The organism is Streptomyces sp. NPDC020875 (assembly GCF_040641415.1).
Classification (GTDB): Bacteria; Actinomycetota; Actinomycetes; order Streptomycetales; family Streptomycetaceae; genus Streptomyces.
The window spans coordinates 1-24243 of the sequence record NZ_JBFADP010000037.1 but is presented as its reverse complement, the minus strand read 5'-3'; the positions used below and the strand labels follow the sequence as shown (position 1 = coordinate 24243).

At 71.4% G+C, this 24243-nt stretch carries 26 protein-coding genes; 13 read left to right on the top strand and 13 right to left on the bottom strand.

Going from position 1 to position 24243, the window contains the following annotated elements:
- The first annotated feature begins 90 nt into the window (after positions 1-90).
- The 8 genes from AB0G74_RS21660 to AB0G74_RS21625 all read left to right on the top strand — a co-directional run bounded on the left by AB0G74_RS21660 (position 91) and on the right by AB0G74_RS21625 (position 6439).
- A complete protein-coding gene (locus AB0G74_RS21660) occupies positions 91-1356 on the top strand; it encodes an XRE family transcriptional regulator (protein WP_361148647.1) in 1266 nt (421 codons plus the stop codon).
- Complete coding sequence (locus AB0G74_RS21655) at positions 1353-1886, top strand: GNAT family N-acetyltransferase (protein ID WP_361148645.1); 534 nt, start codon at positions 1353-1355, stop codon at positions 1884-1886. The genes AB0G74_RS21660 and AB0G74_RS21655 overlap by 4 nt, the downstream gene beginning before the upstream one ends.
- Positions 1887-1901: 15 nt before the next feature.
- Positions 1902-2387: a hypothetical protein gene (locus AB0G74_RS21650; RefSeq protein WP_361148643.1), complete on the top strand. Its 486-nt coding sequence runs from the start codon at positions 1902-1904 to the stop codon at positions 2385-2387.
- Positions 2388-2466: 79 nt separating this feature from the next.
- A complete protein-coding gene (locus AB0G74_RS21645) occupies positions 2467-3015 on the top strand; it encodes a GNAT family N-acetyltransferase (RefSeq protein WP_361148641.1) in 549 nt (182 codons plus the stop codon).
- 110 nt (positions 3016-3125) lie between these two features.
- Positions 3126-4304, top strand: coding sequence for a hypothetical protein (locus AB0G74_RS21640; RefSeq protein WP_361148639.1), 1179 nt, complete (start codon positions 3126-3128; stop codon positions 4302-4304).
- On the top strand, positions 4289-4852 hold the full coding sequence (locus tag AB0G74_RS21635) for a GNAT family N-acetyltransferase (RefSeq protein ID WP_361148637.1): 564 nt from the start codon (positions 4289-4291) through the stop codon (positions 4850-4852). Before AB0G74_RS21640 ends, AB0G74_RS21635 begins: the two co-directional genes overlap by 16 nt.
- 85 nt (positions 4853-4937) lie before the next feature.
- Entirely contained in the window at positions 4938-5534 is a 597-nt protein-coding gene (locus AB0G74_RS21630; protein ID WP_361148634.1) for a GNAT family N-acetyltransferase, read from the top strand.
- A gap of 29 nt (positions 5535-5563) precedes the next feature.
- The gene (locus AB0G74_RS21625; RefSeq protein ID WP_361148632.1) at positions 5564-6439 is read left to right on the top strand and encodes a glycosyltransferase; all 876 of its coding nucleotides are present in this window, start codon (positions 5564-5566) and stop codon (positions 6437-6439) included.
- 21 nt (positions 6440-6460) lie between these two features.
- Here the strand turns inward: AB0G74_RS21625 and AB0G74_RS21620 are convergent, their stop codons facing one another.
- Positions 6461-7912: a hypothetical protein gene (locus AB0G74_RS21620; RefSeq protein WP_361148630.1), complete on the bottom strand. Its 1452-nt coding sequence runs from the start codon at positions 7910-7912 to the stop codon at positions 6461-6463.
- Positions 7913-8396: 484 nt separating this feature from the next.
- On the opposite strand from AB0G74_RS21620, the gene AB0G74_RS21615 reads away from it, so the two are divergent.
- Positions 8397-10271 carry an endonuclease/exonuclease/phosphatase family protein gene (locus AB0G74_RS21615; protein WP_361148628.1) on the top strand — a complete coding sequence of 625 codons (1875 nt, stop codon included), beginning with the start codon at positions 8397-8399 and terminating at the stop codon, positions 10269-10271.
- 58 nt (positions 10272-10329) lie between these two features.
- On the opposite strand, the gene AB0G74_RS21610 is transcribed toward AB0G74_RS21615, so the two are convergent.
- On the bottom strand, positions 10330-11130 hold the full coding sequence (locus tag AB0G74_RS21610) for an antibiotic biosynthesis monooxygenase (RefSeq protein WP_361148626.1): 801 nt from the start codon (positions 11128-11130) through the stop codon (positions 10330-10332).
- 174 nt (positions 11131-11304) lie between these two features.
- On the opposite strand from AB0G74_RS21610, the gene dapA reads away from it, so the two are divergent.
- Positions 11305-12273 (top strand): 4-hydroxy-tetrahydrodipicolinate synthase, encoded by a 969-nt coding sequence (gene dapA / locus AB0G74_RS21605; RefSeq protein WP_361148624.1) that lies wholly within the window; start codon positions 11305-11307, stop codon positions 12271-12273.
- 137 nt (positions 12274-12410) lie between these two features.
- On the opposite strand, the gene dapD is transcribed toward dapA, so the two are convergent.
- The 11 genes from dapD to AB0G74_RS21550 all read right to left on the bottom strand — a co-directional run bounded on the left by dapD (position 12411) and on the right by AB0G74_RS21550 (position 21077).
- Positions 12411-13403: a 2,3,4,5-tetrahydropyridine-2,6-dicarboxylate N-succinyltransferase gene (gene dapD / locus AB0G74_RS21600; RefSeq protein WP_361148622.1), complete on the bottom strand. Its 993-nt coding sequence runs from the start codon at positions 13401-13403 to the stop codon at positions 12411-12413.
- A gap of 9 nt (positions 13404-13412) precedes the next feature.
- Entirely contained in the window at positions 13413-13985 is a 573-nt protein-coding gene (locus AB0G74_RS21595; protein ID WP_361148620.1) for a TetR family transcriptional regulator C-terminal domain-containing protein, read from the bottom strand.
- Positions 13985-14305, bottom strand: a complete 321-nt coding sequence (locus AB0G74_RS21590; RefSeq protein WP_361148618.1) for a multidrug efflux SMR transporter — start codon at positions 14303-14305, stop codon at positions 13985-13987. Before AB0G74_RS21590 ends, AB0G74_RS21595 begins: the two co-directional genes overlap by 1 nt.
- A gap of 130 nt (positions 14306-14435) precedes the next feature.
- Positions 14436-14774, bottom strand: coding sequence for a metal-sulfur cluster assembly factor (locus AB0G74_RS21585; protein WP_361148616.1), 339 nt, complete (start codon positions 14772-14774; stop codon positions 14436-14438).
- Complete coding sequence (sufU, locus tag AB0G74_RS21580; RefSeq protein WP_361148614.1) at positions 14771-15244, bottom strand: Fe-S cluster assembly sulfur transfer protein SufU; 474 nt, start codon at positions 15242-15244, stop codon at positions 14771-14773. The genes AB0G74_RS21585 and sufU overlap by 4 nt, the downstream gene beginning before the upstream one ends.
- 13 nt (positions 15245-15257) lie before the next feature.
- Positions 15258-16517, bottom strand: coding sequence for a cysteine desulfurase (locus AB0G74_RS21575; protein WP_361148612.1), 1260 nt, complete (start codon positions 16515-16517; stop codon positions 15258-15260).
- Positions 16514-17278 carry a Fe-S cluster assembly ATPase SufC gene (gene sufC / locus AB0G74_RS21570; RefSeq protein WP_358828863.1) on the bottom strand — a complete coding sequence of 255 codons (765 nt, stop codon included), beginning with the start codon at positions 17276-17278 and terminating at the stop codon, positions 16514-16516. The genes AB0G74_RS21575 and sufC overlap by 4 nt, the downstream gene beginning before the upstream one ends.
- A 7-nt stretch (positions 17279-17285) precedes the next feature.
- Positions 17286-17603, bottom strand: coding sequence for a non-heme iron oxygenase ferredoxin subunit (locus AB0G74_RS21565; protein ID WP_361148610.1), 318 nt, complete (start codon positions 17601-17603; stop codon positions 17286-17288).
- On the bottom strand, positions 17600-18781 hold the full coding sequence (gene sufD, locus AB0G74_RS21560; protein ID WP_361148608.1) for a Fe-S cluster assembly protein SufD: 1182 nt from the start codon (positions 18779-18781) through the stop codon (positions 17600-17602). The genes AB0G74_RS21565 and sufD overlap by 4 nt, the downstream gene beginning before the upstream one ends.
- A gap of 98 nt (positions 18782-18879) precedes the next feature.
- Positions 18880-20301, bottom strand: coding sequence for a Fe-S cluster assembly protein SufB (sufB, locus tag AB0G74_RS21555; protein ID WP_361148606.1), 1422 nt, complete (start codon positions 20299-20301; stop codon positions 18880-18882).
- Positions 20298-21077 carry a metalloregulator ArsR/SmtB family transcription factor gene (locus tag AB0G74_RS21550; protein WP_361148604.1) on the bottom strand — a complete coding sequence of 260 codons (780 nt, stop codon included), beginning with the start codon at positions 21075-21077 and terminating at the stop codon, positions 20298-20300. The genes sufB and AB0G74_RS21550 overlap by 4 nt, the downstream gene beginning before the upstream one ends.
- A 325-nt stretch (positions 21078-21402) precedes the next feature.
- On the opposite strand from AB0G74_RS21550, the gene AB0G74_RS21545 reads away from it, so the two are divergent.
- The 3 genes from AB0G74_RS21545 (at position 21403) to AB0G74_RS21535 (ending at position 24153) form a co-directional block, all read left to right on the top strand.
- Positions 21403-22326: an ABC transporter ATP-binding protein gene (locus AB0G74_RS21545; protein WP_361148602.1), complete on the top strand. Its 924-nt coding sequence runs from the start codon at positions 21403-21405 to the stop codon at positions 22324-22326.
- Complete coding sequence (locus AB0G74_RS21540) at positions 22326-23102, top strand: ABC transporter permease (protein WP_361148600.1); 777 nt, start codon at positions 22326-22328, stop codon at positions 23100-23102. The genes AB0G74_RS21545 and AB0G74_RS21540 overlap by 1 nt, the downstream gene beginning before the upstream one ends.
- A gap of 88 nt (positions 23103-23190) precedes the next feature.
- A complete protein-coding gene (locus tag AB0G74_RS21535) occupies positions 23191-24153 on the top strand; it encodes a COX15/CtaA family protein (protein ID WP_361148598.1) in 963 nt (320 codons plus the stop codon).
- The last annotated feature ends 90 nt before the right edge of the window (positions 24154-24243 follow it).

Below are 24243 nucleotides of genomic sequence, written 5' to 3'. Positions count from 1 at the left end.
GGAGGAAATTCCCGGCCGACGTCCCTGGCTGCGACCGGAAAGAACCGCGGACCGGCGCTCTCGGACTGATCCCGTCGCTACGGTGAACGAATGGAGGAGAACGCCGTCCTCGCCGACGCGATGCGGAACCTGGGTTACAAGCAGACCGAGTTGGCCGACGCGGTGAACAACCATCTGCGGGCACGCGGCCATGAGGGCACAGTGGGAGACCGTACGGTCCGCAACTGGCTCGCCGGAAAGTCGAGATGGCCCCACCGTCGGCAGCGGGAGGCACTGGAGTCGCTGTTCGCCTGTACCGTTGAAGAGCTGGGTTTCAGCCCACCGGCGAGACGACGCACCTCCACTCCTCCGGAGGCCCCCGTGGACCGCAGGAACTTCCTCACCGCTGTTACCGGGACGACCGCCGCCACGACGGCTCCCTTCGTGGGCGCCCCTCCGCAGGTCGGCACCTCCGATGTGATCCGTCTCCGCTCCGGCCTGGAAGACCTGGTGAAGGTGGACCGCAGCCGGGGTGGCCACGAGAGCCTGGAGCGGGCCGCACTCGCCAGGGCCCAGGAGGCCCTGGCCAAGCAGAAGCTCGGGGCCACCCAGCGCATCCGTCTCCGCTTGTTCTCCGTCGCGGCCGACTACACCGCCACGGCGGCCTGGAGCGCTATCGACGCCAGGCATCTGGAGCGGGCCTCACACATCTTGGACCGCGCCCTGTATCTGGCCGGGATGGCCAAGGACCCGGTAGCCGAGATGCAGGTGTGGAACCTGTGGGCGATTCTCGCCCATCACCGCAACGAGTACGCCGAAGCCGTCGATGCCGCCTACGCGGCGCAGGGGACGGCCGCCGCCCGACGGGCCCCTCTGTTCGCCTCACTGGCCCATGCCAGGACCGCCGTCGGCTACGCCGATCTCGGTGACCGGCAAGCCGCCCTACGCTCGTTGGGGCATGCGCGGGAGGCGTTGGCCAAGGCGGACACGACCGAGCCCGTCCCGTCGTGGATCGCCTTCTACGGGCCGGGGGAGCTGATGGCTCTGACCTCCATCGTCCTCGACCGCGTCGGAGACCCCGCCGAGGCCGAGACCGCCTCGCACAGAGCCCTGGCCTCGATTCCCGCGGACTTCCGCAGAAACCGGGCCCTGGCCACCACCCGTCTCGCCCTCGCCCAGCTCCACCAGCGGGACGCCGACCAGGCTTGCGCCACGGTGTCGACGGTCTTCCCCCTGATGGCCGGGCACCCGATCCCGGGGCGGACGCGGTCTCTCCTCGGCGACTTCCACCGCGACCTGATCGCCCTCGCGCCCGACACCCCGATCGCCCGGGAGTGGGGCGACCGCTACCGATCCGAACGGAGCCGGACCCGATGACCACCCCCGTCTTGGATCTGCGCCACTACGGCCACGCCGACCTGCCGACGATCCGGCAGACGCTGATCGACGTCCAGCGCGACGTGTACGCCGACGTGATCGAGGACGACGAGTTCCGGCAGAAGTTCCCCTGGTTCGTGGACCACTGGGGCAGCAGCCCCGGCTTCTCCTGCGTGATCGCCTACGACGGTGAGGAGCCCGTCGGCTTCACCTACGGCGCCCCGGGCACGGAGGGCCGCGAGTGGTGGCGTGAGCACATGGACCCGGCGCCGGAAAAGGCGCGCACCTTCCACTTCTCCGAACTCCAGCTCCGCGCGCCCTGGCGCGGCAAGGGCGTTTCGGAGCGCCTGCACCGGGCCCTGATGGACGCCCGGGACGACGATCTCGCGGCACTGCTGGTGGACGTGACGCATCCGAAGGTCCAGTCGCTGTACGAGTCCTGGGGCTACCGGAAGGTCGGCGAGCAGCAGCCGTTCCCCGACTCCCCGCTGTACGCCGTGATGCTCGCCGACCTCCCGTTGTCGACCTGAGAAAGGGCTCCCCTCGTGGTGACCATCGCAGTTACCGGCCATATGGACCTGACCGCCGAGACGGTCCCCCTCGTCCGCGCGGCTCTCGGTGGCCTGCTCACCGGATACGGGGCCGGCCTCACCGGGGTGTCGTGTCTCGCCGCCGGGGCCGACAGCCTCTTCGCGGAGGCCGTGCTGGACACGGGCGGGCGGCTCGTGGTCGTCGTACCGTCCGCGGACTACCGGCAGGCCAAGGTCAAGCCCGAGCACGGCGACCTCTTCGACCGGCTCCACGCGGCGGCGACCGGCGTGGTGGTGATGCCGTACGAGACCGCGAACCGGCAGGCGTACGAGGCGGCCAATCGGGAACTCCTGGCCCGGGCCGACCGGCTGGTCGCCGTCTGGGACGGCACCCCGCCCTCCGGCCAGGGCGGCGGCACGGCCGATACCGTCCTCGAAGCGCGCGTGGCGGGCACCCCGGTGGACGTGGTCTGGCCCGAGGGCGCGGCCCGGCGGGGCTGACCCGGGCCGGGCCCAGCGGCGGAGCCGGAGACCGGGAGACCCCGTCAGCCGGACCGCGATCGGCGGTAGAGTCCCGGCCATGCCTCCCGTCCACCGAACCGGACCCCGGCTCGCCCTGCGCGAACTGGAACCCGCCGACGGCGACGGGGTGTTCGCGGTCTACGGCGATCCCGTCGCCACCCGGCACCTCAGCTTCGAGCCCCGTACCCGCGATCAGGCCGAGGGGATCGTGGCCCGCTCCATCGCCTCTGCCACCGAGGTTCCGCGCACGGAGTACGCGGTCGCCGTCGTCGAGCACCACGGCCCGCTGGTCGGCTTCGGACGGCTCGCCCTCGACCCCCACCAGCTGCGCGGCACGACCTTCGGCTTCGCGCTCCGCCCCGATGTCTGGGGCAGGGGGTACGGCGTCGAAACCGTACGGCTCCTCCTCGGCCTCGGGTTCGACGGGCTCGGCCTGCACCGGATCTGGGGCGCCCGGGCCCCGATGAACGTCGCGTCCGCCGCGACGATGACCGCCGCCGGGATGGTGGAAGAGAGACGGATCCGCGAGCACGTCCACAAGGCCGGAGCGTGGCGTGACTCCGTCGTGCACGCCATGCTCGACCGCGAATGGCAGCGAATCACCTGACACCAAAGCCCCACGGCAACGTGTCACCACTCGACTCCTTTGCGTGATCGTCGAGTAAGGGGCAGAGTGTAGGCACCGGTTGACAGGATGAACGCGCCCCCGGGGTAGCCATGCCACGACAGCCACGTACACCCGACTCCGCACTCACGCAGTTGATGCCGACCGGCGGTATCGGGAACGCGCCGCTCGCGCGCCGCGCCGACAGCGGCCCCGCCCGTAGAAGAGTGCTCAAGACAGGGCTGTACGCGGCCACGGTGACCGTGCCCGCCTTCACCGGATCGGCCTCGGCAGCCGAGCGCCCCGCCCCGGCTCGTGCCGGGCGCACCGTACGGATCGGCGCGGGCGACGTCGCGACCGTACGGACGATGACCGCCCGTATCGCCGACATCCTCGACCACGTGGGCGCCGGATACGCCCACCCCATGGCCGCCGCGTTCATTACCAACACCGTCGGCCCGTACCTCCGTGCCTCCGGCACCGAACTGACCCGGCAGCAAATGAGGTCGGCCGCCGCCGACCTCGTCTATCTCACCGGCTGGATGGCCATGTACGAAGGCGCGCAGGGGCTCGGGCAGCGGTACTACCTACGTGCCCTCGAACTCGCGGGCGCCGCCGACGACCACATCACCTACTGCCGGACCCTGCGCGGCATGAGCCTCCAGGCCACACATCTCGGGCACGGAGCCAAGGGTCTCGAACTCGCGGACGCCGCTGCCGAAGCGGCCCCCGCCTCAGGGCCGCGCCGCGTCGCCTTCTTCCGAGGGCAGCAGGCGGCTGCCGCCGCGATGACCGGCGACGGCCGCGCCGCCCGGGCCCGACTGCGTGAGACCGAGACCGCCCTTTCCCGGGCCGACGACCGACAGGACGCCGTCGGCGGCTACGACCAGGCCGCCTTCCACTTCCACGAGGGTCACGTCCGCTGGCACCTCGGCGACCGATCCGGGTCGATCGCGAGCCTCCGCCGGGCGAACGCCGGCCGCTCCCCGCTGGAACGGGAAGGACGACTCCACTGCCTCGGTGTGATCGCCGAACGTCAGATCCGGATGCGTCATGTCGAGGCCGCCTGCGAGACCTGGGGGATATTCCTGGACGAGTACAGGTCGATCTCCTCGGCCCGGGGCGATGAACACATGAAGACCTTGCGCCGGGCACTGCCCGCGTACCGGACCGTCCCCGGCGTCCGGGAGCTGGAGGACCGGGTCCGGCATGTGGCATCCCTCAAGACACCCGACACCCCGATTCCCCGAGAGTGGGGCGACCGCTACCGATCCGAATGGAGCCGACTGTGAGCACTGGGCTGGAGATCCGCCGCTTCGGGACCGAGGACCTGGCGGACATCCGCCAGACGATCATCGATCTGTACGAGGTCGCGGCAGGGACCGACCGGGACGACGACTTCACGAAGAAGTTCCCCTGGTTCGTCGACCACTGGGGCCACCAGCCCGCGTTCACCTGCGTCATCGCCTACGACGGCGACAGGGCCATGGGCTTCGCCTATGGGGCTCCGGCCCCCGAGGGCCGGGAGTGGTGGCGCGCGTACCTCGCCCAGGCCCCGGAGAAGTCCCTGACCTTCGCCTATTCCGAACTGGCCGTACACCCGGAAAGGCGCAAGCAGGGTGTGGCCTACACCCTCTCCCGGGCCCTGCTGGACGACCGGCCGGAGGATCTCGCCGTTCTCCTGGTCGACACCGAGCACCCCCGGGTCCAGGCGCTGTACGAGTCCTGGGGCTTCCGCAAGGTCGGGGAACGCCGGCCCTTCCCCGACTCCCCGCTGTACGCCGTGATGCTCGCCGACCTCCCGCTGTCGGGGAGCCCCGGACACATACCTCCGGCGTAGGAATTCATTCGGCTCGTCAAGGCCGCCGCTTCTCGCCCGAGGTCGGCCGCCTGCTCGTCGTCCTGACCGAACGAGGAGTTCCCGTATGCCCACCGGCACCACCCCCGATCTCGTCGTCGCCCGGCACGCTCCGGCCGAGGCATCCGCGATCGTGCCCGAGCTGACCGAGGTCTACGCCCGGGTGTACGGCGGGCCGCCGTATGCCGGAGACCCCTTCTTCTCCGTCCGGACGTTCACCGAACGGCTCACCGCCGCCTTCGGCATGCCGGGCTTCGAGGTGGTGACCGCACGCCTCACGGAGGGAACACTGGCCGGATACGTCCACGGTGTGACACTGGCTCCGGACCGCGTGTGGTGGGCGTCGCTGAACGACGTTCTGCCCGCCGATGCCCGAGCCGCCGCCGACGCGGGCGAGATGTTCTGGCTCCGGGAGTTGATGGTGCTGCCCGAGTACACGAACCGGGGTATCGGCCGACGGCTCCACGACGCGATGGTGAGCGGACGACGTGAGCCGTGGACGACGCTGACATGTATCCACGACAACCAGCCCGCCCGGGACGCCTATCCCCGCTGGGGGTACGAGGTCGTCGACCGGCGGATCAAGCACGCCCCCGAATCACCCCTCTACGACCCCATGCTGCTCCGCCCCCGCAGTAAGACGCCTGCCCAGGCCCGATCCTGAGTGCCACGAATCACCTCATTAAGGACACCATGAACCTCCCCACCCTCGGCGTCGTCGTCCTGACCATGGGCGATCGGCCCGGCGAACTCCGCGCCCTGCTCGACTCCGTGCTGGCGCAGGACGATCAGGCCGCCTCGGTCGTCGTCCTCGGGCAGGGCACGGCCCTGCCCCGGCTCCCCGAGGGGGTCGCGGGTGTCGAGTTGCCGGAGAACCTGGGGATTCCCGGCGGGCGGAACGCCGGGGTGGCGTGGGTCAGGGAGCACGGCGGCGCGGAGGTCGTGGTCGTTCTCGACGACGACGGGCTGCTCCCGGACACCACCACCCTGCGGCGGGTCCGGGAAGCCTTCGCCGACGATCCCCGGCTGGGGATCGTGAGCTTCCGGGTCGCCGACGAGCAGGGGGAGACCCAGCGGAGGCACATTCCCCGCCTCGGCGGCTCCGACCCGATGGTGTCCGGGCCGGTCACCACCTATCTCGGCGGCGGACACGCGATCCGGATGGCCACCGTCGACCAGGTCGGCGACTTCCCCGCCCCGTTCTTCTACGCGCACGAGGAGACCGATTTCGCCTGGGGCGCCCTCGACGCGGGGTGGGACGTCCACTATCGGGCCGACCTGGTACTGCGGCACCCCCGTACCGCGCCGTCCCGGCATGCCGTCTACTACCGCAACACCGGCCGCAACCGGGTCTGGCTGGCGAAACGCCGCCTGCCCGCCGTCCTGGTGCCCGTGTATCTGGCGACCTGGGCGGTGTACACGCTCACGCGGAGGCCGCCGAAGGAAGGGCTCAAGGCGTGGTGGTCCGGCTTCTTCGAGGGCGTACGGACCCCGTGCCCGCCGAGGCGGCCGATGCGGTGGCGGACCGTGTGGCGGATGACCCGTTTGGGACGTCCGCCCGTGATCTGAACCGCGCCCCGGGACCCCGCGTCAGCCGCCCTGGCGCGAGCGGGCGCGGAACGCGGCCTTGCGGGCTTCCTTGGCGAACCGCTTGTCGGGGTGCAGGCGGCCCATCGCCTCCAGGACGTCGGCCGTCGCCGGGTGGTCCACCCGCCAGGCCGCGTCGAGGAAGCCGGTGTGGGTGCCCGTGAGTCCCTGGACCAGGCCCTGGAGTTCCTCCAGTTCACCACCGGCGTCGAGCTGGGCGGCGATGGTGTCGACGGAGAGCCAGAAGATCATCTCTTCGGAGGGCGCGGGGACGTCGGACGCGCCGCGTTCGGTGAGCCAGACCCGGGCCAGGCCGCCCAGTTCGGGGTCGTCGAGGACCGCGCGGACCTCCGGCTCGCCCTCCGGGCCGATCAGGGTCAGCGCCTGCTGGCAGCTGAGCCGGCGCAGCGGGGCGCCCTCGTCCCGGCCGCGGGCGGCGGCGAGGAGTTCGCGGGTGGCGGTGGCGGGCTCGTGGCGGGCGAGCCACTGTTCGGTCTCGGACCTGGCGGCGGACTCGGGGTAGTGGGCGAGTCCGTCGAGCAGGACGTCGGCGCCCTTTCCGGCGAGGTCGCCGACGGCCGGGGCGTCGACCCCGGCCTCCAGCATCCGGGCGCGGACGCCGTAGAGGCCGAGGGGCGTGAGGCGGACCAGTCCGTACCGGGAGACGTCCTCGTCGTCGAGTTCGCCGGGGGAGCCGGCGGTGTCGTCGCCCGCCTCCGCCATCAGCTCCTCGTCGACGGGCCGGTAGTCGACCAGTCCGACGCCCTCCAGCAGCCGGAACTGGTCGTCGAGCCGGACCATCGCGGTGGAGACCTGCTCCAGTACGTCGTCCGTGGGCTCGCCCATGTCGTCGGGGACGATCATCGAGGCGGCGAGCGCGGGCAGCGGGACCGGCTCGTCGGAGCCGTCGGCGAGGGTGAGCAGATAGAGGTTGCCGAGCACGCCGTCGAGGAACTCGGCCTCCGCCTCCGGGTCCCAGTCGAGCGCGTCGTAGTCGAGGTCGCCGTTCTCGCCGACGAGGTCCGCGAGATCGTCCAGTACGGGCGCGATGGCGTCGGCGTGTGCCGCCTCCAGCGTCTCCAGCCAGACCCCGAGGACGTCCTGGGGCGAGCCCGAGGTGATCAGCGCCAGCTGGTCGCCCGCCGTCGCGGTGCCGTACTCGGCCCCGTCGCCCTCCGGGTCCTCGACGGCGACGAGCCCCGCGTCGACGGCGGCCCGCCATGCCTCACTCGCGTACGCCTGGCCGTCGTCGTCGGGGGTCAGCCCGATCTCGGCCGCCGCGGCCGGGAGCAGCTCGTCGGCCAGCTCGCCCCCGGCGCCGACCCGGGTCCCGGGGCCCGCCCAGCGGGCCAGCCGGACGGCACGGGAGAGCAGGGGCGAGGCGAGCGCGTCCCGGGCCAGCTCCGCGTCGGGACGCAGCATCACGGGCGGCAGGGTGGGACGGTCCTGGGGCATCGGGTGCTTCTCCTCGGAGGCGTACGGGGTCCGGGCATGGCCCCGGCGGCGGTTCCCCAGCGTAGACGTATTCGCCCCGCGTACGTCGCGCCGGGCGTCGTGCCCGGCTTCCGCTTCGCCCCTCCCGGCCGGGTCGGCCGGACCCGCTCCCCCGGCGGCCGGAAAGCCCGGTCCCCGGCGGACGGCACGGACCCGCGTCACCGGCCGTCGCGGCGCGAAACCGGTGCTCGGGAGCCCCGCCCACCCGTCCGGTGCGCGGCGGCGCGCCTCCGCGTACCCCCGCACACCTCACGGTACTTCTCCGTACTTCTTCTTCGTCCGCCCGCCGTCTCCCGGACACCCGGACACTCTTGACAAGTGATGCGCGCAGCACGGAGATTGACGCGCGTAGAGCCGAGGTCGCGCCCGGCTCCCGCCGACCCCGCACCTCGCCCCCTCGTCCTCTGCCCTTCATCGCGTCCCGACCGACCCGGGGAGTTCTCCGATGTCTTCTTCCGCCACACCGAGATCCGCCGCGCTCGCCGCGGTCGTCACCGCCGCCGTCGCGGCCGGGCTGCTGGCCGTCTCACCCGCCGCGACGGCCGCGGACACGGCCGCGGACTCCGCGAACCGGGCCGCCGCGGCCGGGGTCCGGATCCACGACATCCAGGGCGACACCCGTATCTCCCCGCTGGTGGGCACGGCCGTCGCCGATGTCCCCGGTGTCGTCACCGGCGTCCGGGGGTACGGCTCCTCGCGCGGTTTCTGGTTCCAGGACCCGGACGGCGACGGCGACGCGCGGACCAGTGAGGGGATCTTCGTCTTCACGGGTTCGGGCTCGACGCCGACGGTCCGGCCCGGGGACTCCGTCCTGGTCTCGGGCACCGTGAGCGAGTTCGTGCCCGGCGGGACGAACTCCGGCAACCAGTCCCTGACCCAGCTCACCCGTCCCTCGGTGACGGTGCTCTCCTCGGGGAACCCGCTGCCCGCGGCGATCACCGTCGCCGCCTGGACCGTTCCGGCGGCGTACGCGCCCGCCGGCGACCCGGCGGCGGGCGGCAGTGTCAACGGGCTCCGGCTCGATCCGCGCCGCTTCGCCCTCGACTACTACGAGTCGCTGGAGGGCTCGAACATCCGGATCGGCTCCTCCCGGGTGGTCGGCGCGAGCGCCTACTCGGAGCTGTGGGTGACGGTGAAGCCGGAGGAGAACCGCACCCCGCGCGGCGGGACGCGGTACGGCTCGTACGAGTCGCAGAACGGCGGGCGGCTGAAGGTGCAGTCGCTCATTCCGCTGGCGGAGCAGCCGTTCCCGAAGGCGAATACGGGCGATGTGCTGACGGGTACGACGGAGGGCCCGCTGGACTTCAACCAGTACGGCGGCTACACCCTCACCGCCCGTACGCCGCTGACCGTCGCCGACCGGGGCGTCCAGCGGGAGAGCGCCCGGCCGCAGGGCCGTCACGAGCTGTCGGTGGCGACGTACAACGTGGAGAACCTGGACCCGTCCGACCCCCAGGAGAAGTTCGACGCCCTGGGCCGGGCCGTGGTCGGCAATCTGGCCTCGCCCGACATCCTGGCCCTGGAGGAGATCCAGGACAACAGCGGGGCGCGGAACGACGGCACGGTCGCCGCCGACCAGACGGTGGAACGATTCATCGCCGCGATCCGGGCGGCGGGCGGCCCGGCGTACGCGTGGCGCGGTATCGACCCGGAGAACAACAAGGACGGCGGCGAGCCCGGCGGCAACATCCGCCAGGTCTTCCTCTTCAACCCGGAGCGGGTCTCCTTCGCCGACCGGGCGGGCGGCGACGCCACCACGCCCACCGGGGTCGTCCGGGAGCGGGGGCGGGCCGCCCTCACCCTCTCGCCCGGCCGGGTGGCCCCGGCGGACGCGGCGTGGGAGTCCAGCCGGAAGCCGCTGGCGGGCGAGTTCACCTTCCGCGGCAAGAAGGTCTTCGTGATCGCCAATCACTTCGGCTCGAAGGGCGGCGACGAGGCCCTCACCTCGCACCGTCAGCCGCCGAATCGTTCCTCCGAGGTCAGGCGGCACCAGCAGGCCCGGGCCGTGAACGGCTTCGTCAAGGAGATCCTGGCGGCCGACCGCAAGGCGGACGTGCTGGTCGTCGGGGACATCAACGACTTCGAGTTCTCGGCGACGACGACGGCGCTCACCGACGGCGGGGTGCTCTACCCGGCCGTGAAGTCGCTGCCGCGCGGCGACCGGTACTCGTATGTCTACCAGGGCAACAGCCAGGTGCTCGACCAGATCCTGACCAGCCCCGGGATCGGGGACTTCGACTACGACAGCGTCCACATCAACGCCGAGTTCGCGGACCAGGACAGCGACCACGACCCGCAGCTGCTGCGGTTCCGGCCGTAACACCCACGCCCGGCCGGGCGGGCCGGGGAGACCGGCCGCCCGGCCGCCGCACGGCCCGTCAGGCGCCGGGGCGCAGGCTCAGTCCGGGCGTGTACCGGCGGACCCGGCTCTCCCGGATCCCGGGGTAGTCGTGGACCCGCCGCCACTCCTCGGTATCGGATCCGACGCCCCCGCCCGGCCCTTCGAGGGCGGCGGCGTGGGCCTCGGCGGTCTCCCACTCGGCGTAGTTGAGGACCCGGGTGCCGTCGGTGCCGAGATGGAACCAGCCGCCGATTCCGGCGTCCTGCGGGCGGCGGCCCCTTTCGGGCTCCGTACCGTCGCCGTCGAACAGGGGGTCGGCCGCCATCGCGGCGAAGACGCCGTCCACCCAGGCGCGCTGCCGATCCGGGTCGGGCCCGTCGAACTCGATCTCGACGATCACCACGGAGCCGGGGACCCTGGGGTCGCCGGCGTCGCCGCGGCCCTCCCGGTACAGCTCGTAGACATGGAGCCCGAGCCGTTCGATCCCGGGGACCGCGGTATCGATCTCGGCGTTCCGCCCGCTCCGGACCTCGGCGAAGAACCGTTCGTAGGAGCCTTCGTCGGCCCACTGCGAGTAGTGCAGCAGGGTCCGGCCGTCGTCGCCGACGTGGACCGTGTACGAGAGCAGCCCGGCCTCCGGCCAGCCGTGCCGGGTCCAGGCCGTCTCGATGGCGGCGAGTACGGCCCGCTGGCGTTCCGGTGTCCCCACGTCCCAGGTGGACACCTTGACGACGCCCACCCCCTCCCGGCCGAGATCGGGCCGGGCGTGCGGGACGACGACGGTGGGCCGCGCACCGGAGCCGGAGCCGTACGCGGACTTCACGGACTCGGCGGACATGGTGTTCTCCCTCCCGGCGGACCCCGTCGGCCCGCCGCGATCACCATCCTGAAATGTCAAGTCCGCTTGAGGTCAACCGGCGCCTCCCGACATCCGACCCTTCAGTATCACTTACCCGTTACCCCAAGAAATTCTAAGTAGACCTGATGCGTGCGGGCGGCGCAGACTGCGGATATGGCCCCTTCCCCCTCCACAGCCGCCTCCCCCGCCAGCCCCTTCGGCCGGGTGCTCTGCGCCATGGTCACCCCGTTCGGCCCGGACGGCGCGCTCGACCCCGGCGCCGCGGCCCGGCTGGCGGTCCGGCTGGTCGAGGAGGGCTGCGACGGGCTGGTGCTGAACGGCACCACGGGCGAGTCGCCGACGACCACGGACGCCGAGAAGACGGCGCTGGTACGGACGGTCCGCGCGGCGGTCGGCGACGGCGTCCCGCTGGTCGCGGGTGTGGGGAGCGCCGACACCCGGCACACGGTGGAGCTGGCCCGCGCGGCGGAGTCGGCCGGGGCCGACGGACTCCTGGTGGTCACCCCGTACTACAGCAGGCCGCCCCGGGCCGCGGTCGCCGCACATTTCCGGGCCGTCGCCGACGGCTGCGGGGCACCGCTGCTGATCTACGACATCCCGGGCCGTACCGGCACCCGGGTCACGCCCGAGACGCTGCTGGAGCTGGCGGACCATCCGCGGATCGTGGGCGTCAAGGACTGCTCGTACGACCTGCCCGGGGCCTCGGACGTGATGGCGGCGACGGATCTGGCGTACTACTCGGGCTGCGACGAACTCCATCTGCCGCTGTACGCACTCGGCGCCGCGGGCTGTATCAGCACCGTCGCCAATGTCGCCCCGGGCGCGGTCCGCGCCGTCCGCGACGCCTTCGACCGGGGAGACGGCGGCGAGGCCCTGCGGGCCCACCGGCGGCTCGGCCCGCTGACCCGGATGATGATGCGGGGTGAGCTGCCGGGATCGGTGACCGCCAAGGCACTCCTCGGCGCCGGGCCCGTCCGGGCGCCGCTCCAGTCCGCGAGCCGGGCGGAGGAGGCGGCGCTGCGAGCCGCCCTCGACGCCCTGGCCGCGGAGACCGACCCCGGCCCCGGTTCCGCCGTCGCCCCGGCCCCGCGCCCCTACGCGGACGCCGCCGCCACGGCCTGAACCGGGGCCGGAATCACCGCGGCCTCGGCGGCCGTCACCCATCGGACGGCCGCCGGGGCCCGGCGCGTACCCGGCGTACGGAACGCGTGACCGGCCCGGGACCGGCCGGCCGGAGCCGAACCGGTCCGGGAACCGGGTCAGTTGTGCGCGTGCAGGACCTCGTTCAGTCCGCCCCAGACCGCGTTGTTCGGCCGGGCCTCGACCGCGCCCGTGACCGAGTTGCGGCGGAAGAGGATGTTGTCGGCGCCGGAGAGGTCCCGGGCCTTGACGATCTCGCCGTCGGGCAGGGTGACCCGGGTCCCGGCGGTGACGTAGAGCCCGGCCTCGACCACGCACTCGTCGCCGAGCGCGATCCCGACACCCGCCTCGGCGCCGATCAGACACCGCTCGCCGATGGCGATGATCACATTGCCGCCGCCGGAGAGGGTGCCCATGGTGGACGCGCCGCCGCCGATGTCGGAGCCGTCGCCGACGACGACCCCGGCGGAGATCCGGCCCTCGACCATCGAGGTGCCGAGGGTGCCCGCGTTGAAGTTGACGAAGCCCTCGTGCATCACGGTGGTGCCCTCGGCCAGATGCGCGCCGAGCCGGACCCGGTCCGCGTCGGCGATCCGGACGCCCTTGGGCAGGACGTAGTCCGTCATCCGGGGGAACTTGTCGACCCCGGTGACCTGGAGGTGCAGCCCCTGGGCGCGGGCGTTCAGCCGGACCTTCTCGATGTCGTCGACGGCGACCGGGCCCAGCGACGTCCAGGCCACATTGGCCAGCAGTCCGAACAGCCCGTCGAGGCTCTGGCCGTGCGGCTTGACGAGGCGGTGGGAGAGCAGGTGGAGCCGGAGGTAGGCGTCGTGGGCGTCGATCGGCTTCTCGTCCAGCGATGAGATCACCGTCCGTACGGCGACGACCTCGACGTTCCTGCGGGCGTCGAGCCCCACCGCCTCGGCGGCCCCCGCGCCCAGCAGCTGGACGGTACGGTCCGCGTCCAGGCGTTCGGTGCCGGAGGGGCCGGGCTCGGCGGCGAGTTCGGGGGCGGGGAACCAGGTGTCGAGAACGGTTCCGTCGGCGGCGATGGTGGCGAGCCCGGCCGCGACGGCGCCGGTGGTGGTACGGGAGACGGTGGTATCGGTCATAAGGAGAACCTAACCGGCGGCGGCGCCCCCGGGCGAACTCGTCTCACCGCCGATGATCCGGCGCAGCGCCTCGCGGACCCGCTCCTCGTCGTACGTCTCACCGGTGACCAGGACCTGGACACAGACCCCGTCGATCAGCGCCGCCACCGCCCGCGCGGTCTCCCGGTCCACCCGGTGGGCCAGCGCCACGGCGACCCGTTCGATCCACTCCCCCGCGACCGGGCGCAGGGCGGGGCGGCGCAGGGCCGCCAGATACAGCTCGTAGCAGAGTTCGGCGTCGGCCCGGTCGTCCGCGAGCCAACCGCCGACGGTCCGGGCGAGTTCGGCCGCCAGATCGCAGTCGGGGTCCGTGAGCGCGGCGGAGCCCCTCACGGTCGCGGCGAAGCCGTCGTCGGCCCGGCGGAGCGCGGCGACCAGGAGTTCGTCGAGGGAGGCGAAGTGGTACGTCGTGGAGCCCAGTGGCACATCGGCCTCGGCGGCCACGGTGCGATGACTGACCCCGGCGATCCCGTCCCGGGCGACGACCCGGATCGCGGCCTCGACGATCCGGCCTCGGCGGTCGGGATCGTAACGGCGGGCCATCAGTGGGCTCCGCCCGTGTTGAGCACCACGACCCCGGCGATCACCAGTCCGATCCCGGCGAACTTCGCGGCGCTCGCCGACTCACCGAGGAAGACCATGCCGATGGCGGCGACCGCGGCCGTGCCGACACCCGCCCAGATGGCGTAGGCGGTACCGACCGAGAGGGTCTTGAGCGTCTGGGCGAGCAGGGTGAAGGCGATCAGATATCCGGCGACCGTCATCAGCGACGGCCAGAGCCTGGTGAAGCCTTCGCTGTACTTCATCGCCGTCGTGGCGGCGACCTCGAAGGCTATGGCCCCGGCGAGCAGTCCGTATCCCATGCGTACGACCGTACACAACGTAGTGTACGGCCGTACGCAAGAGGGCCGGAGAACGGCCGTGCCCACCGGGAGCCCCGGTGGGCACGGCCGTGACGCGAAGGCACCGGAGCGCCTCCGTACGACGACGGGATCAGACGTTGAACCCCAGGGCGCGCAGCTGCTCGCGCCCATCGTCCGTGATCTTGTCCGGACCCCACGGCGGCATCCAGACCCAGTTGATCTTCAGCTCGTTGACGATGCCCTCGGTGGCCGACTTGGCCTGGTCCTCGATCACATCGGTCAGCGGACACGCCGCCGACGTCAGCGTCATGTCCAGGGTGGCGACATTGGAGTCGTCGATATGGATGCCGTAGATCAGCCCCAGATTGACCACGTCGATCCCCAGCTCGGGGTCGACGACGTCGTACAGCGCCTCACGGACTTCTTCTTCGGAGGCCGGCTTGAGCGCGGCCCCGGCGTTCTCGGTCATGCCGTCTTCCTCTCGGTGGCGCCGGATCCCTCACCCAGCGCCTGCGCGGTCGCGTCCTTCCAGGCCATCCAGCCCAGCAGAGCACACTTGACCCGCGCGGGGTACTTGGAGACACCGGCGAACGCGACCGCGTCCTCCAGCACCTCCTCCATGGCGTCGTCCGGTTCGATCCGGCCCCTGGACTGCATCAGCTCCAGAAAGGTCTCCTGGATCTTCTGCGCCTCGGCGAGTTCCTTGCCGACCAGCAGCTCGTTCAGTACCGAGACGCTCGCCTGGCTGATGGAACACCCCTGGCCCTCGTACGAGACATCCGCGACCCGGGTGCCCTCGTACCGCACCCGCAGGGTGATCTCGTCGCCACAGGTGGGATTGACATGGTGTACCTCGGCGTCACCCTCGCGCAGTCCCCGCCCGTGCGGGTTCTTGTAGTGATCGAGGATGACGTCCTGATACATCGAATCGAGCTTCACAACACGGCTCCCGCTATCCGAAGAACTGACGGACGTGTTCCAGCCCGTCGATCAACGCGTCCACTTCGGCGGGCGTGGAGTACAGATAGAACGACGCCCTGGTGGTCGCGGGAATTCCGTACCGCAGGCAGACCGGCCGCGCGCAGTGGTGGCCGACCCGGACCGCGATGCCCTGCTCGTCCAGGACCTGGCCCACGTCATGGGGGTGGATGTCACCGAGTGTGAAGGAGATCGCGGCGCCCCGGTCCTCGGCCGAGACGGGGCCGATGATCCGGAGGTCGGGGACGTCCAGCAGCCGGGAGAGCGCGTACTCGGTGATCGCGTGCTCATGAGCGGCGATCTTCTCCATGCCGATGGCGTTGAGGTAGTCCACCGCCGCGCCGAGGCCGACGGCCTGGGCGATCGGGGGCGTACCGGCCTCGAACTTGTGCGGCGCGGGGGCGTAGGTCGAGGAGTGCATCGAGACGGTCTCGATCATCTCGCCGCCGCCGAGGAACGGCGGCAGGTCCTCCAGCAGCTCCTGCCGTCCCCACAGCACGCCGATCCCGGTCGGGCCGCACATCTTGTGGCCGGTGAAGGCCACGAAGTCGGCGCCGAGGGCCTGGACGTCCAGCGGGGAGTGCGGAACGGCCTGGGAGGCGTCGATCAGTACCAGCGCGCCGACCTCGTGGGCCCGCCGGACGATCGCCTCGACCGGGTTGATCGTGCCCAGGATGTTGGAGACCAGGACGAAGGAGACGATCTTCGTCTGCTCGGTGATCACCGACTCGATGTCACTGAGATCGAGCCGGCCGTCGTCGGTGAGGCCGAACCACTTCAGCTTCGCGCCGGTGCGCTGCGCCAGCAGCTGCCACGGCACGATGTTGGAGTGGTGCTCCATCTCCGTGATGACGATCTCGGTCTCGCGGTCGACCCGGTAGGGCTCATCGGCCCAGCCGAGCATGTTGGCGACCAGGTTCAGCGACTCCGAGGCGTTCTTGGTGAAGATCACCTCGTCCCGGCTGGGCGCGTTGATGAACTCCGCGACCTTGGTCCGGGCGTCCTCGTAGAGCGCCGTGGCCTCCTCGGCCAGCACATGCACACCGCGGTGCACATTGGCGTGGTGGCGCTCGTAGTACGCGCTCATCGCCTCGATGACCTGGCGCGGCTTCTGAGAGCTGGCCGCGCTGTCGAGATAGACGAGCTTCTTGCCGTCGTGGATCACCCGGTCCAGGATCGGGAAGTCCTTACGGATGGCCTCGGTGTCGAGCAGCCCCGGCAGCTCAGTCGTCATGTGGTCGCGCCCCCCTTGACGTACTCCTCGTAGCCCTCGGCCTCCAGCTTGTCCGCCAGCTCGGGGCCGCCGGACTCGGCGATCCGGCCGGCCGCGAAGACATGCACGTGGTCGGGCTTGATGTACCGCAGGATGCGGGTGTAGTGCGTGATCAGCAGGGTGCCGACCTCACCGGACTCGCGGACCCGGTTGACGCCCTCGGAGACCACGCGCAGGGCGTCGACGTCGAGGCCGGAGTCGGTCTCGTCGAGGATCGCGATCTTCGGCTTCAGCAGCTCCAGCTGAAGGATCTCGTGGCGCTTCTTCTCACCGCCGGAGAAGCCCTCGTTCACGTTCCGCTCGGCGAAGGCGGGGTCCATGTGGAGCCGCTCCATCGCCTCCTTGACCTCCTTCACCCAGGTACGGAGCTTGGGGGCCTCGCCGCGGATCGCGGTGGCGGAGGTGCGCAGGAAGTTGGAGACGGAGACGCCGGGGACCTCGACCGGGTACTGCATGGCGAGGAAGAGACCGGCGCGGGCGCGCTCGTCGACGGACATCTCCAGGACGTCCTCGCCGTCGAGGGTGACCTGACCGCCGGTGATCGTGTACTTGGGGTGACCGGCCAGCGAGTAGGCGAGGGTGGACTTGCCGGAGCCGTTGGGGCCCATGATGGCGTGGGTCTCGCCCTGCTTCACGGTCAGGTCGACGCCCTTGAGGATCTCCCGGGAGCCGTTCTCGGCTTCGACGGAGACGTGCAGGTCGCGGATTTCAAGCGTTGCCATGGGTAGCTCAGGACTCCTGGGTGAGGGAGACGAGCACATCGTCCCCTTCGATCTTTACGGGGTAAACGGGGACGGGGCGCGTCGCGGGCAGTCCGGACGGCTTGCCGGTACGCAGGTCGAAGCTGGAACCGTGCAGCCAGCACTCGATCTGGCAGTCCTCCACCTCGCCCTCGGAGAGCGAGACATTGGCGTGCGAGCAGATGTCGTGGATCGCGAAGACTTCGCCCTCGGTACGGACGACCGAGACCGGCAGGCCGTCGAGCTCGACCCGCTTGGGGGTGTCGTCCTCCAGCTCACTGAGCGCGCAGGCTCGGACGAACGTCATGCGACCGACGCCTCCAGCTCTTCCTCGATCTTGGCGATCAGCCGCTCCTCGACGTCGGGCAGGCCGATCTGCTGGACCAGCTCGGCGAAGAAGCCGCGGACCACCAGTCGGCGGGCCTCCTGCTCCGGGATGCCGCGGGCCATCAGGTAGAACAGCTGCTCGTCGTCGAAGCGGCCGGTGGCGGAGGCGTGTCCGGCGCCGACGATCTCACCGGTCTCGATCTCCAGGTTGGGCACCGAGTCGACCCGGGCGCCGTCCGTGAGGACCAGGTTCCGGTTCATCTCGTAGGTGTCGGTGCCCTCGGCCGCGACCCGGATCAGTACGTCGCCGATCCAGACGGCGTGGGCGTCGTCACCCTGCAGGGCGCCCTTGTAGACCACGTTCGACTTGTTGTGCGGGGCGTTGTGGTCGACCAGCAGCCGGTGCTCCTGGTGCTGGCCGCGGTCGGTGAAGTAGAGCCCGAACAGCTCGGCCTCGCCGCCGGTGGCCGCATAGCTGACCCGGGGGTGCAGCCGGACCAGGTCGCCGCCGAAGGTGACGACGACGGACTTGAAGGAGGCGTCCCGGCCGACCAGGGCGTCCTGCTGGGAGACGTGTACGGCCTTGTCGTCCCAGTCCTGGACGGAGACCACGGTCAGCTTGGCGCCGTCGCCGAGTACGTACTCGACATTGCCGGCCAGTACCGCGTCGCCGGTGTGGTCGACCACGACCACGGCCTCGGCGAAGGCACCCAGCTCGACCACGAGGTGGGTGTAGCCGACGCCGCCCTCGCCGTGGACGGCGATCCGGACCGGCTCGGTGAGCACGGCCTCCTTGGGCACGGTGACGACGGACGCCTGCTCGAAGGAGGAGTACGCCTGCGCCGCGACCCGGTCCACGGGCTTGCCCGCCCGGCCGAGCCGGGCGTCGTCCCGGCCCACGGTCTCGACGGTGACGCCCTCGGGGGCGTCCACCGCCACCTTCACGCCGCCGGAGGCGACGGCCGTGCCGTCGTGGAGTCCGGCGAGCCGCCCCAGGGGGGTGAACCGCCACTCCTCCTCGCGGCCGTGCGGGACGGGGAAGTCGGCCACGTCGAACGACGGGGGCGCGCTCATCCGGGTGGCGACGGTCGATTCGGCGGCCACCGCGATCGCGCCGGCGGTGGTGGAACCCGCCGGGATGTTCTGAGCCTCAGCCATGGCTGTCGTCGTGCTCTCTCTCTGCCTGTCGTGAAGGAAATCTGTCGGGGCCGGGGCGGGCAGGGTGCTGCCCGCCCCGGAGGGGTACGGCGGGCGGGTCAGCCGACCGAGCCCTCCATCTGGAGCTCGATCAGCCGGTTGAGCTCCAGCGCGTACTCCATCGGCAGTTCCTTGGCGATCGGCTCGACGAAGCCGCGCACGATCATCGCCATCGCCTCGAACTCGGTCATGCCCCGGCTCATCAGATAGAAGAGCTGGTCCTCGGAGACCTTGGAGACGGTCGCCTCGTGGCCCATGGACACGTCGTCCTCGCGGACGTCGACATACGGGTAGGTGTCCGAGCGGGAGATCGTGTCCACCAGCAGCGCGTCGCAGAGCACGTTCGACTTGGCGCCGGGGGCGCCCTCGCCGATCTCGATCAGACCGCGGTAGGAGGTCCGGCCGCCGCCTCGCGCCACCGACTTGGAGACGATGTTGGAGGAGGTGTTGGGCGCCATGTGGACCATCTTGGCCCCGGCGTCCTGGTGCTGGCCCTCACCCGCGAAGGCGATGGAGAGCGTCTCGCCCTTGGCGTGCTCGCCCATCAGGTAGACGGCGGGGTACTTCATGGTGACCTTGGAGCCGATGTTGCCGTCGACCCACTCCATGGTCGCGCCCTCGTAGGCCACGGCACGCTTGGTGACCAGGTTGTAGACGTTGTTCGACCAGTTCTGGATCGTCGTGTAGCGGCAGCGGCCGCCCTTCTTGACGATGATCTCCACCACGGCGCTGTGCAGCGAGTCGGAGGAGTAGATCGGCGCCGTACAGCCCTCGACGTAGTGGACGTAGGCGTCCTCGTCGACGATGATCAGCGTCCGCTCGAACTGGCCCATGTTCTCGGTGTTGATCCGGAAGTACGCCTGGAGCGGGATGTCGACATGGACACCCTTGGGGACGTAGATGAACGAGCCGCCGGACCAGACGGCGGTGTTCAGCGACGCGAACTTGTTGTCGCCGACCGGGATGACGGTGCCGAAGTACTCCTTGAAGAGGTCCTCGTGCTCCTTCAGCGCCGTGTCGGTGTCGACGAAGATCACGCCCTGCGCCTCCAGGTCCTCACGGATCTGGTGGTAGACGACCTCCGACTCGTACTGCGCGGCGACACCGGCGACCAGGCGCTGCTTCTCCGCCTCCGGGATGCCGAGCCGGTCGTAGGTGTTCTTGATGTCCTCGGGCAGGTCCTCCCAGGACTCGGCCTGGCGCTCGGTGGACCGGACGAAGTACTTGATGTTGTCGAAGTCGATACCGGAGAGGTCGGAGCCCCAGTTCGGCATGGGCTTCTTGTCGAACAGCCGCAGGCCCTTGAGCCGCAGCTTCAGCATCCACTCCGGCTCGTTCTTCTTGTCCGAGATGTCGCGGACGACCGCCTCGGAGAGGCCGCGCTTGGCGACGGCGCCGGCTTCGTCGGAGTCGGCCCAGCCGAATTCGTAGGTGCCCAGACCCTCCAGTTCGGGGTGAGCAGTCTCCGTGGGGAGAGTCATGCGGGGTTCCTCCCGGCCGTGCGTGTGGATGCTGATGATGTGGTCTGTGGGTGCGGTGCCGTCCGCGGGCCGTCCGGAGCTCCGCGCGGACCCTGCGGAATGAACGTCGTACAGACCCCGTCGCCGTGGGCGATCGTGGCCAGACGCTGCACATGGGTCCCGAGGAGCTCGGAGAAGATCTCGGTCTCCGCCTCGCACAGCTGCGGGAACTGCTCGGCGACGTGTGCGACCGGGCAGTGGTGCTGGCAGAGCTGTTCGCCCTGCTGCGCGCCCGGCGCGCTGCGCGCCACAGCAGCGTACCCGTCGGCGCTGAGCGCTTTCGCCAGCGCCGCCGTGCGCCCGTCGGGCGGGGCGGCGGCCACGGCCGCGCGGTAGCTCTCCGCCTGGTGGCCGATCCGGTCGCGGGCGAAGGCGGCGACGGCCGCCTCCCCGCCCGCGTGCCGTTCGATCCAGCGCAGGGCGTCCACCGCGAGCGAGTCGTAGGACTGGTCGAAGGCGTCCCGGCCGCAGTCGGTGAGGGCGAAGACCTTCGCGGGCCTGCCGCGGCTCCGGGCGCCGTACACCCGCTTCTCCCGGGCGGCGACGACCTTCTCCGCGACCAGCGCGTCGAGGTGCCGGCGGACCGCGGCCTGGGTGAGACCGAGCCGTCCGGCCAGGTCGGCCACCGTGGACGGGCCGTGGTCCAGCAGGGAGCGCGCGACCCGGTCACGTGTCGATCGGTCCGACCGCGACCCGGTCACGAGTTCCTCACGGGGAGCCTCGCCGACGTTTTTCACAACGCCATTGTTGCGTAATTCCCGGAGGCGTGACAACCGCCATACGGACCCTCCGGCGGTGCCGTTCATCACTTAGGGTAACCTAAGCCGGTTTGCCGGAGGGTGGCCTTCAAACCCGGTCCGACCAGGCACGGAGCAGCTGAGCGGCATCCATTATCCGTGACCGCTCGACTCACTTCCGGCACCTCTCCCGACTCCGAAAACACATTCGCCCCACCTGCCCCCTGGCCACCCTGGCTCATTCCCGCCCCTCCCGGCGGCGCCCGCCGGCCGGACTCGGGGGTACGGCCCCGGGCGCCGCGGAGCGCCACCTAGACTTCCCGGCATGCAGAGCGAGCCCGCCGTCCGGATCCAGGGCCTGGTCAAGCGGTACGGATCCAAGGCGGCCGTGAACGGCCTCGACCTGACGGTCCCCCGGGGGACCGTCACCGCCGTCCTCGGCCCCAACGGAGCCGGAAAGACCACCACCATCGAGACCTGCGAGGGCTATCGGCGCCCCGACGCGGGCACGGTACGCGTCCTCGGCCTCGACCCGGTCGCCGACGCCGCCCGGCTGCGCCCCCGGGTCGGGGTGATGCTCCAGTCCGGCGGGGTCTACTCGGGCGCCCGTGCCGAGGAGATGCTGCGGCATGTGGCCAAGCTGCACGCCGACCCGCTGGACGTGGACTTCCTGATCGAGCGGCTGGGGCTGGCCGACTGCGGCCGGACCTCCTACCGGCGGCTCTCCGGCGGCCAGCAGCAGCGGCTCTCCCTCGCGATGGCCGTCGTCGGCCGCCCCGAGCTGGTCTTCCTGGACGAACCGACCGCCGGACTCGACCCCCAGGCCCGCCGGGCCACCTGGGCCCTGGTCCGGGAGCTGCGCGCCGACGGGGTCACCACCGTACTGACCACCCACTTCATGGACGAGGCCGAGGAACTGGCCGACGACGTCGCCATCGTCGACGGCGGCCGGGTGATCGCCCAGGGCAGCCCCGAGCAGCTCTGCCGCGGCGGCGCCGAGAACACCCTGCGCTTCACCGGCCGCCCCGGCCTGGACGTCGGAGCCCTCCTCAAGGCCCTGCCCGACGGCACCGAGGCGGCCGAGCCGATCCCGGGGACGTACCGGATAACGGGCGAGGTCGGCCCGCAACTGCTGGCCACGGTCACCTCCTGGTGCGCCCAGCACGGTGTGATGCCGGACGGCATCTCGGTGGAGCGCCACACCCTGGAGGACGTCTTCCTGGAGCTGACCGGCAAGGAGCTGCGGTAATGAGTACGGGTACCTACGCCCCCCGGCCCGGCGCGGCCCCGCTCGGGCGGATGATCGCCGCCCAGACGGCCCTGGAGACCCGGATGCTGCTGCGCAACGGCGAACAGCTGCTGCTCACCATCGTCATCCCCTCCCTGGTGCTGGTCCTCTTCTCCACCGTCGACATCGTCGACACCGGCAGCGAGCGGGCCGTGGACTTCCTCGCGCCCGGCGTCCTCGCCCTCGCCGTGCTGTCGACCGCCTTCACCGGCCAGGCCATCGCCACCGGATTCGAACGCCGCTACGGGGTGCTCAAGCGACTCGGCGCGTCCCCGCTGCCCCGCTGGGCGCTGATGTGCGCCAAGACGCTCTCCGTCCTGCTGACCCAGCTCCTCCAGATCACCCTGCTGACGGCCATCGCCCTCGGCCTCGGCTGGTCTCCGAAGGGCGGCGTCACCGGCTTCGCCGCCGTCCTCCTGCTGCTGGCCCTCGGCACGGCCTCGTTCTGCGGTCTCGGGCTGCTGATGGCCGGGACGCTCCGGGCCGAGGCCACCCTGGCCGCCGCCAATCTGGTCTTTCTGCTGCTCCTGGTCGGCGGCGGGGTGATCGTCCCGCTGGACCGCTTCCCCGACGCCGCCGCCGATGTGCTGGCCCTGCTGCCGATCTCCGCGCTCTCCGGCGGACTGCGCGACATCCTCACCGACGGCGCCGGGATCCCCTGGGCCGACCTGGGGATCCTCACCGTCTGGGCGGTCCTGGGACTGGGCGCGGCGGCCCGCTTCTTCCGCTGGGAGTGAGCCGGGAGTGACCGGCCGGTACGGCTCCGGCCGACCCGCCGGGCACCCCTCGTGAATCCATGCACAAGGGCCGTCCTACGATGGGCCCGTGCAAACTCCCCTCGACCGCATCGCGCAGCGCTGGACGCCCGCACCGGGCATCGTCCGGCGGGCCGCGCTCTCCGCCGTCGTGATGACCGTGGTCATCATCGTCACCGGGGGCGCGGTCCGGCTCACCGGATCGGGCCTGGGCTGCGACACCTGGCCCAAGTGCACCGACGACAGCCTCTTCGCCACGCCCGAGCAGGGCCTGCACGGGGCGATCGAGTTCGGCAACCGGATGCTGACGTACGTCCTCTCGGCGGCCGTCGGCTGGACGATCGTCGCGGCCCGCGCCGCCAAGCCGATGCGCCGCTCGCTGACCCGGCTCGGCTGGCTCCAGTTCTGGATCGTGCTCGCCAACGCGGTCCTCGGCGGCATCACGGTCTGGACGGCGCTGAACCCGTGGACCGTCGCCACGCACTTCGTGCTCGCCAACGCGCTGCTCACGGTCGCGGTGCTGACCTGGCACCGGGCGGGTGAGGGCGACACCGCCCCGCGTCCCCGGGTGCCGCGTCCGGTCCGCAGGCTCTCCTGGGCGGTCGTGATCGCGGCGGGGCTGGCGATCGTGCTCGGTACGGCCGTCACCGGCTCGGGCAAGCACGCGGGTGACAGCAGCGACGTACCCCGGATGCCGTGGGACTGGGTGAACGCGGCCCAGCTGCATGCCGCGTCCGCCTGGCTGGTCTGCGCGCTCGCGGTGGCGATGTGGCTGGTGCTCCGGGTGGTGGACGCCCCCGCCGACACCCGGGCCAGGGCCCGCGATCTGCTGGTGGTCCTGCTCCTCCAGGGCGGCATCGGCTATCTCCAGTACTTCACCGGGGTGCCGGAGGTCCTGGTCGGGGCCCATATGCTCGGCTCGTCGCTGATGTGGGTCGCGGTGCTCCGGCTGGCGCTGAGCCTGCGCGAACGCCCCGCCGACGGGGAGCCTTCCGCCCCCGCCGAGCCGGACACGGTCCTCAGCCGGGCCTGAGCGGCGCGGCAGCCCGTCCCCTTCGTACGACGACGGCGGGGGCGGGCACCCCTAGCGCGGGTTGGGGGCCCCCCCGGGGGGGCCCCCCCT

Excerpts from the sequence above, each read along its gene's own strand:
- AB0G74_RS21660 (WP_361148647.1), top strand. The coding sequence starts at position 91 with ATGGAGGAGAACGCCGTCCTCGCCGACGCGATGCGGAACCTGGGTTAC.
- AB0G74_RS21655 (WP_361148645.1), top strand. The coding sequence starts at position 1,353 with ATGACCACCCCCGTCTTGGATCTGCGCCACTACGGCCACGCCGACCTG.
- AB0G74_RS21645 (WP_361148641.1), top strand. The coding sequence starts at position 2,467 with ATGCCTCCCGTCCACCGAACCGGACCCCGGCTCGCCCTGCGCGAACTG.
- AB0G74_RS21640 (WP_361148639.1), top strand. The coding sequence starts at position 3,126 with ATGCCACGACAGCCACGTACACCCGACTCCGCACTCACGCAGTTGATG.
- AB0G74_RS21635 (WP_361148637.1), top strand. The coding sequence starts at position 4,289 with ATGGAGCCGACTGTGAGCACTGGGCTGGAGATCCGCCGCTTCGGGACC.
- AB0G74_RS21630 (WP_361148634.1), top strand. The coding sequence starts at position 4,938 with ATGCCCACCGGCACCACCCCCGATCTCGTCGTCGCCCGGCACGCTCCG.
- AB0G74_RS21625 (WP_361148632.1), top strand. The coding sequence starts at position 5,564 with ATGAACCTCCCCACCCTCGGCGTCGTCGTCCTGACCATGGGCGATCGG.
- AB0G74_RS21620 (WP_361148630.1), bottom strand. The coding sequence starts at position 7,912 with ATGCCCCAGGACCGTCCCACCCTGCCGCCCGTGATGCTGCGTCCCGAC.
- AB0G74_RS21615 (WP_361148628.1), top strand. The coding sequence starts at position 8,397 with ATGTCTTCTTCCGCCACACCGAGATCCGCCGCGCTCGCCGCGGTCGTC.
- AB0G74_RS21610 (WP_361148626.1), bottom strand. The coding sequence starts at position 11,130 with ATGTCCGCCGAGTCCGTGAAGTCCGCGTACGGCTCCGGCTCCGGTGCG.
- dapA (WP_361148624.1), top strand. The coding sequence starts at position 11,305 with ATGGCCCCTTCCCCCTCCACAGCCGCCTCCCCCGCCAGCCCCTTCGGC.
- dapD (WP_361148622.1), bottom strand. The coding sequence starts at position 13,403 with ATGACCGATACCACCGTCTCCCGTACCACCACCGGCGCCGTCGCGGCC.
- AB0G74_RS21595 (WP_361148620.1), bottom strand. The coding sequence starts at position 13,985 with ATGGCCCGCCGTTACGATCCCGACCGCCGAGGCCGGATCGTCGAGGCC.
- AB0G74_RS21590 (WP_361148618.1), bottom strand. The coding sequence starts at position 14,305 with ATGGGATACGGACTGCTCGCCGGGGCCATAGCCTTCGAGGTCGCCGCC.
- AB0G74_RS21585 (WP_361148616.1), bottom strand. The coding sequence starts at position 14,774 with ATGACCGAGAACGCCGGGGCCGCGCTCAAGCCGGCCTCCGAAGAAGAA.
- AB0G74_RS21575 (WP_361148612.1), bottom strand. The coding sequence starts at position 16,517 with ATGACGACTGAGCTGCCGGGGCTGCTCGACACCGAGGCCATCCGTAAG.
- sufC (WP_358828863.1), bottom strand. The coding sequence starts at position 17,278 with ATGGCAACGCTTGAAATCCGCGACCTGCACGTCTCCGTCGAAGCCGAG.
- AB0G74_RS21565 (WP_361148610.1), bottom strand. The coding sequence starts at position 17,603 with ATGACGTTCGTCCGAGCCTGCGCGCTCAGTGAGCTGGAGGACGACACC.
- sufD (WP_361148608.1), bottom strand. The coding sequence starts at position 18,781 with ATGGCTGAGGCTCAGAACATCCCGGCGGGTTCCACCACCGCCGGCGCG.
- sufB (WP_361148606.1), bottom strand. The coding sequence starts at position 20,301 with ATGACTCTCCCCACGGAGACTGCTCACCCCGAACTGGAGGGTCTGGGC.
- AB0G74_RS21545 (WP_361148602.1), top strand. The coding sequence starts at position 21,403 with ATGCAGAGCGAGCCCGCCGTCCGGATCCAGGGCCTGGTCAAGCGGTAC.
- AB0G74_RS21540 (WP_361148600.1), top strand. The coding sequence starts at position 22,326 with ATGAGTACGGGTACCTACGCCCCCCGGCCCGGCGCGGCCCCGCTCGGG.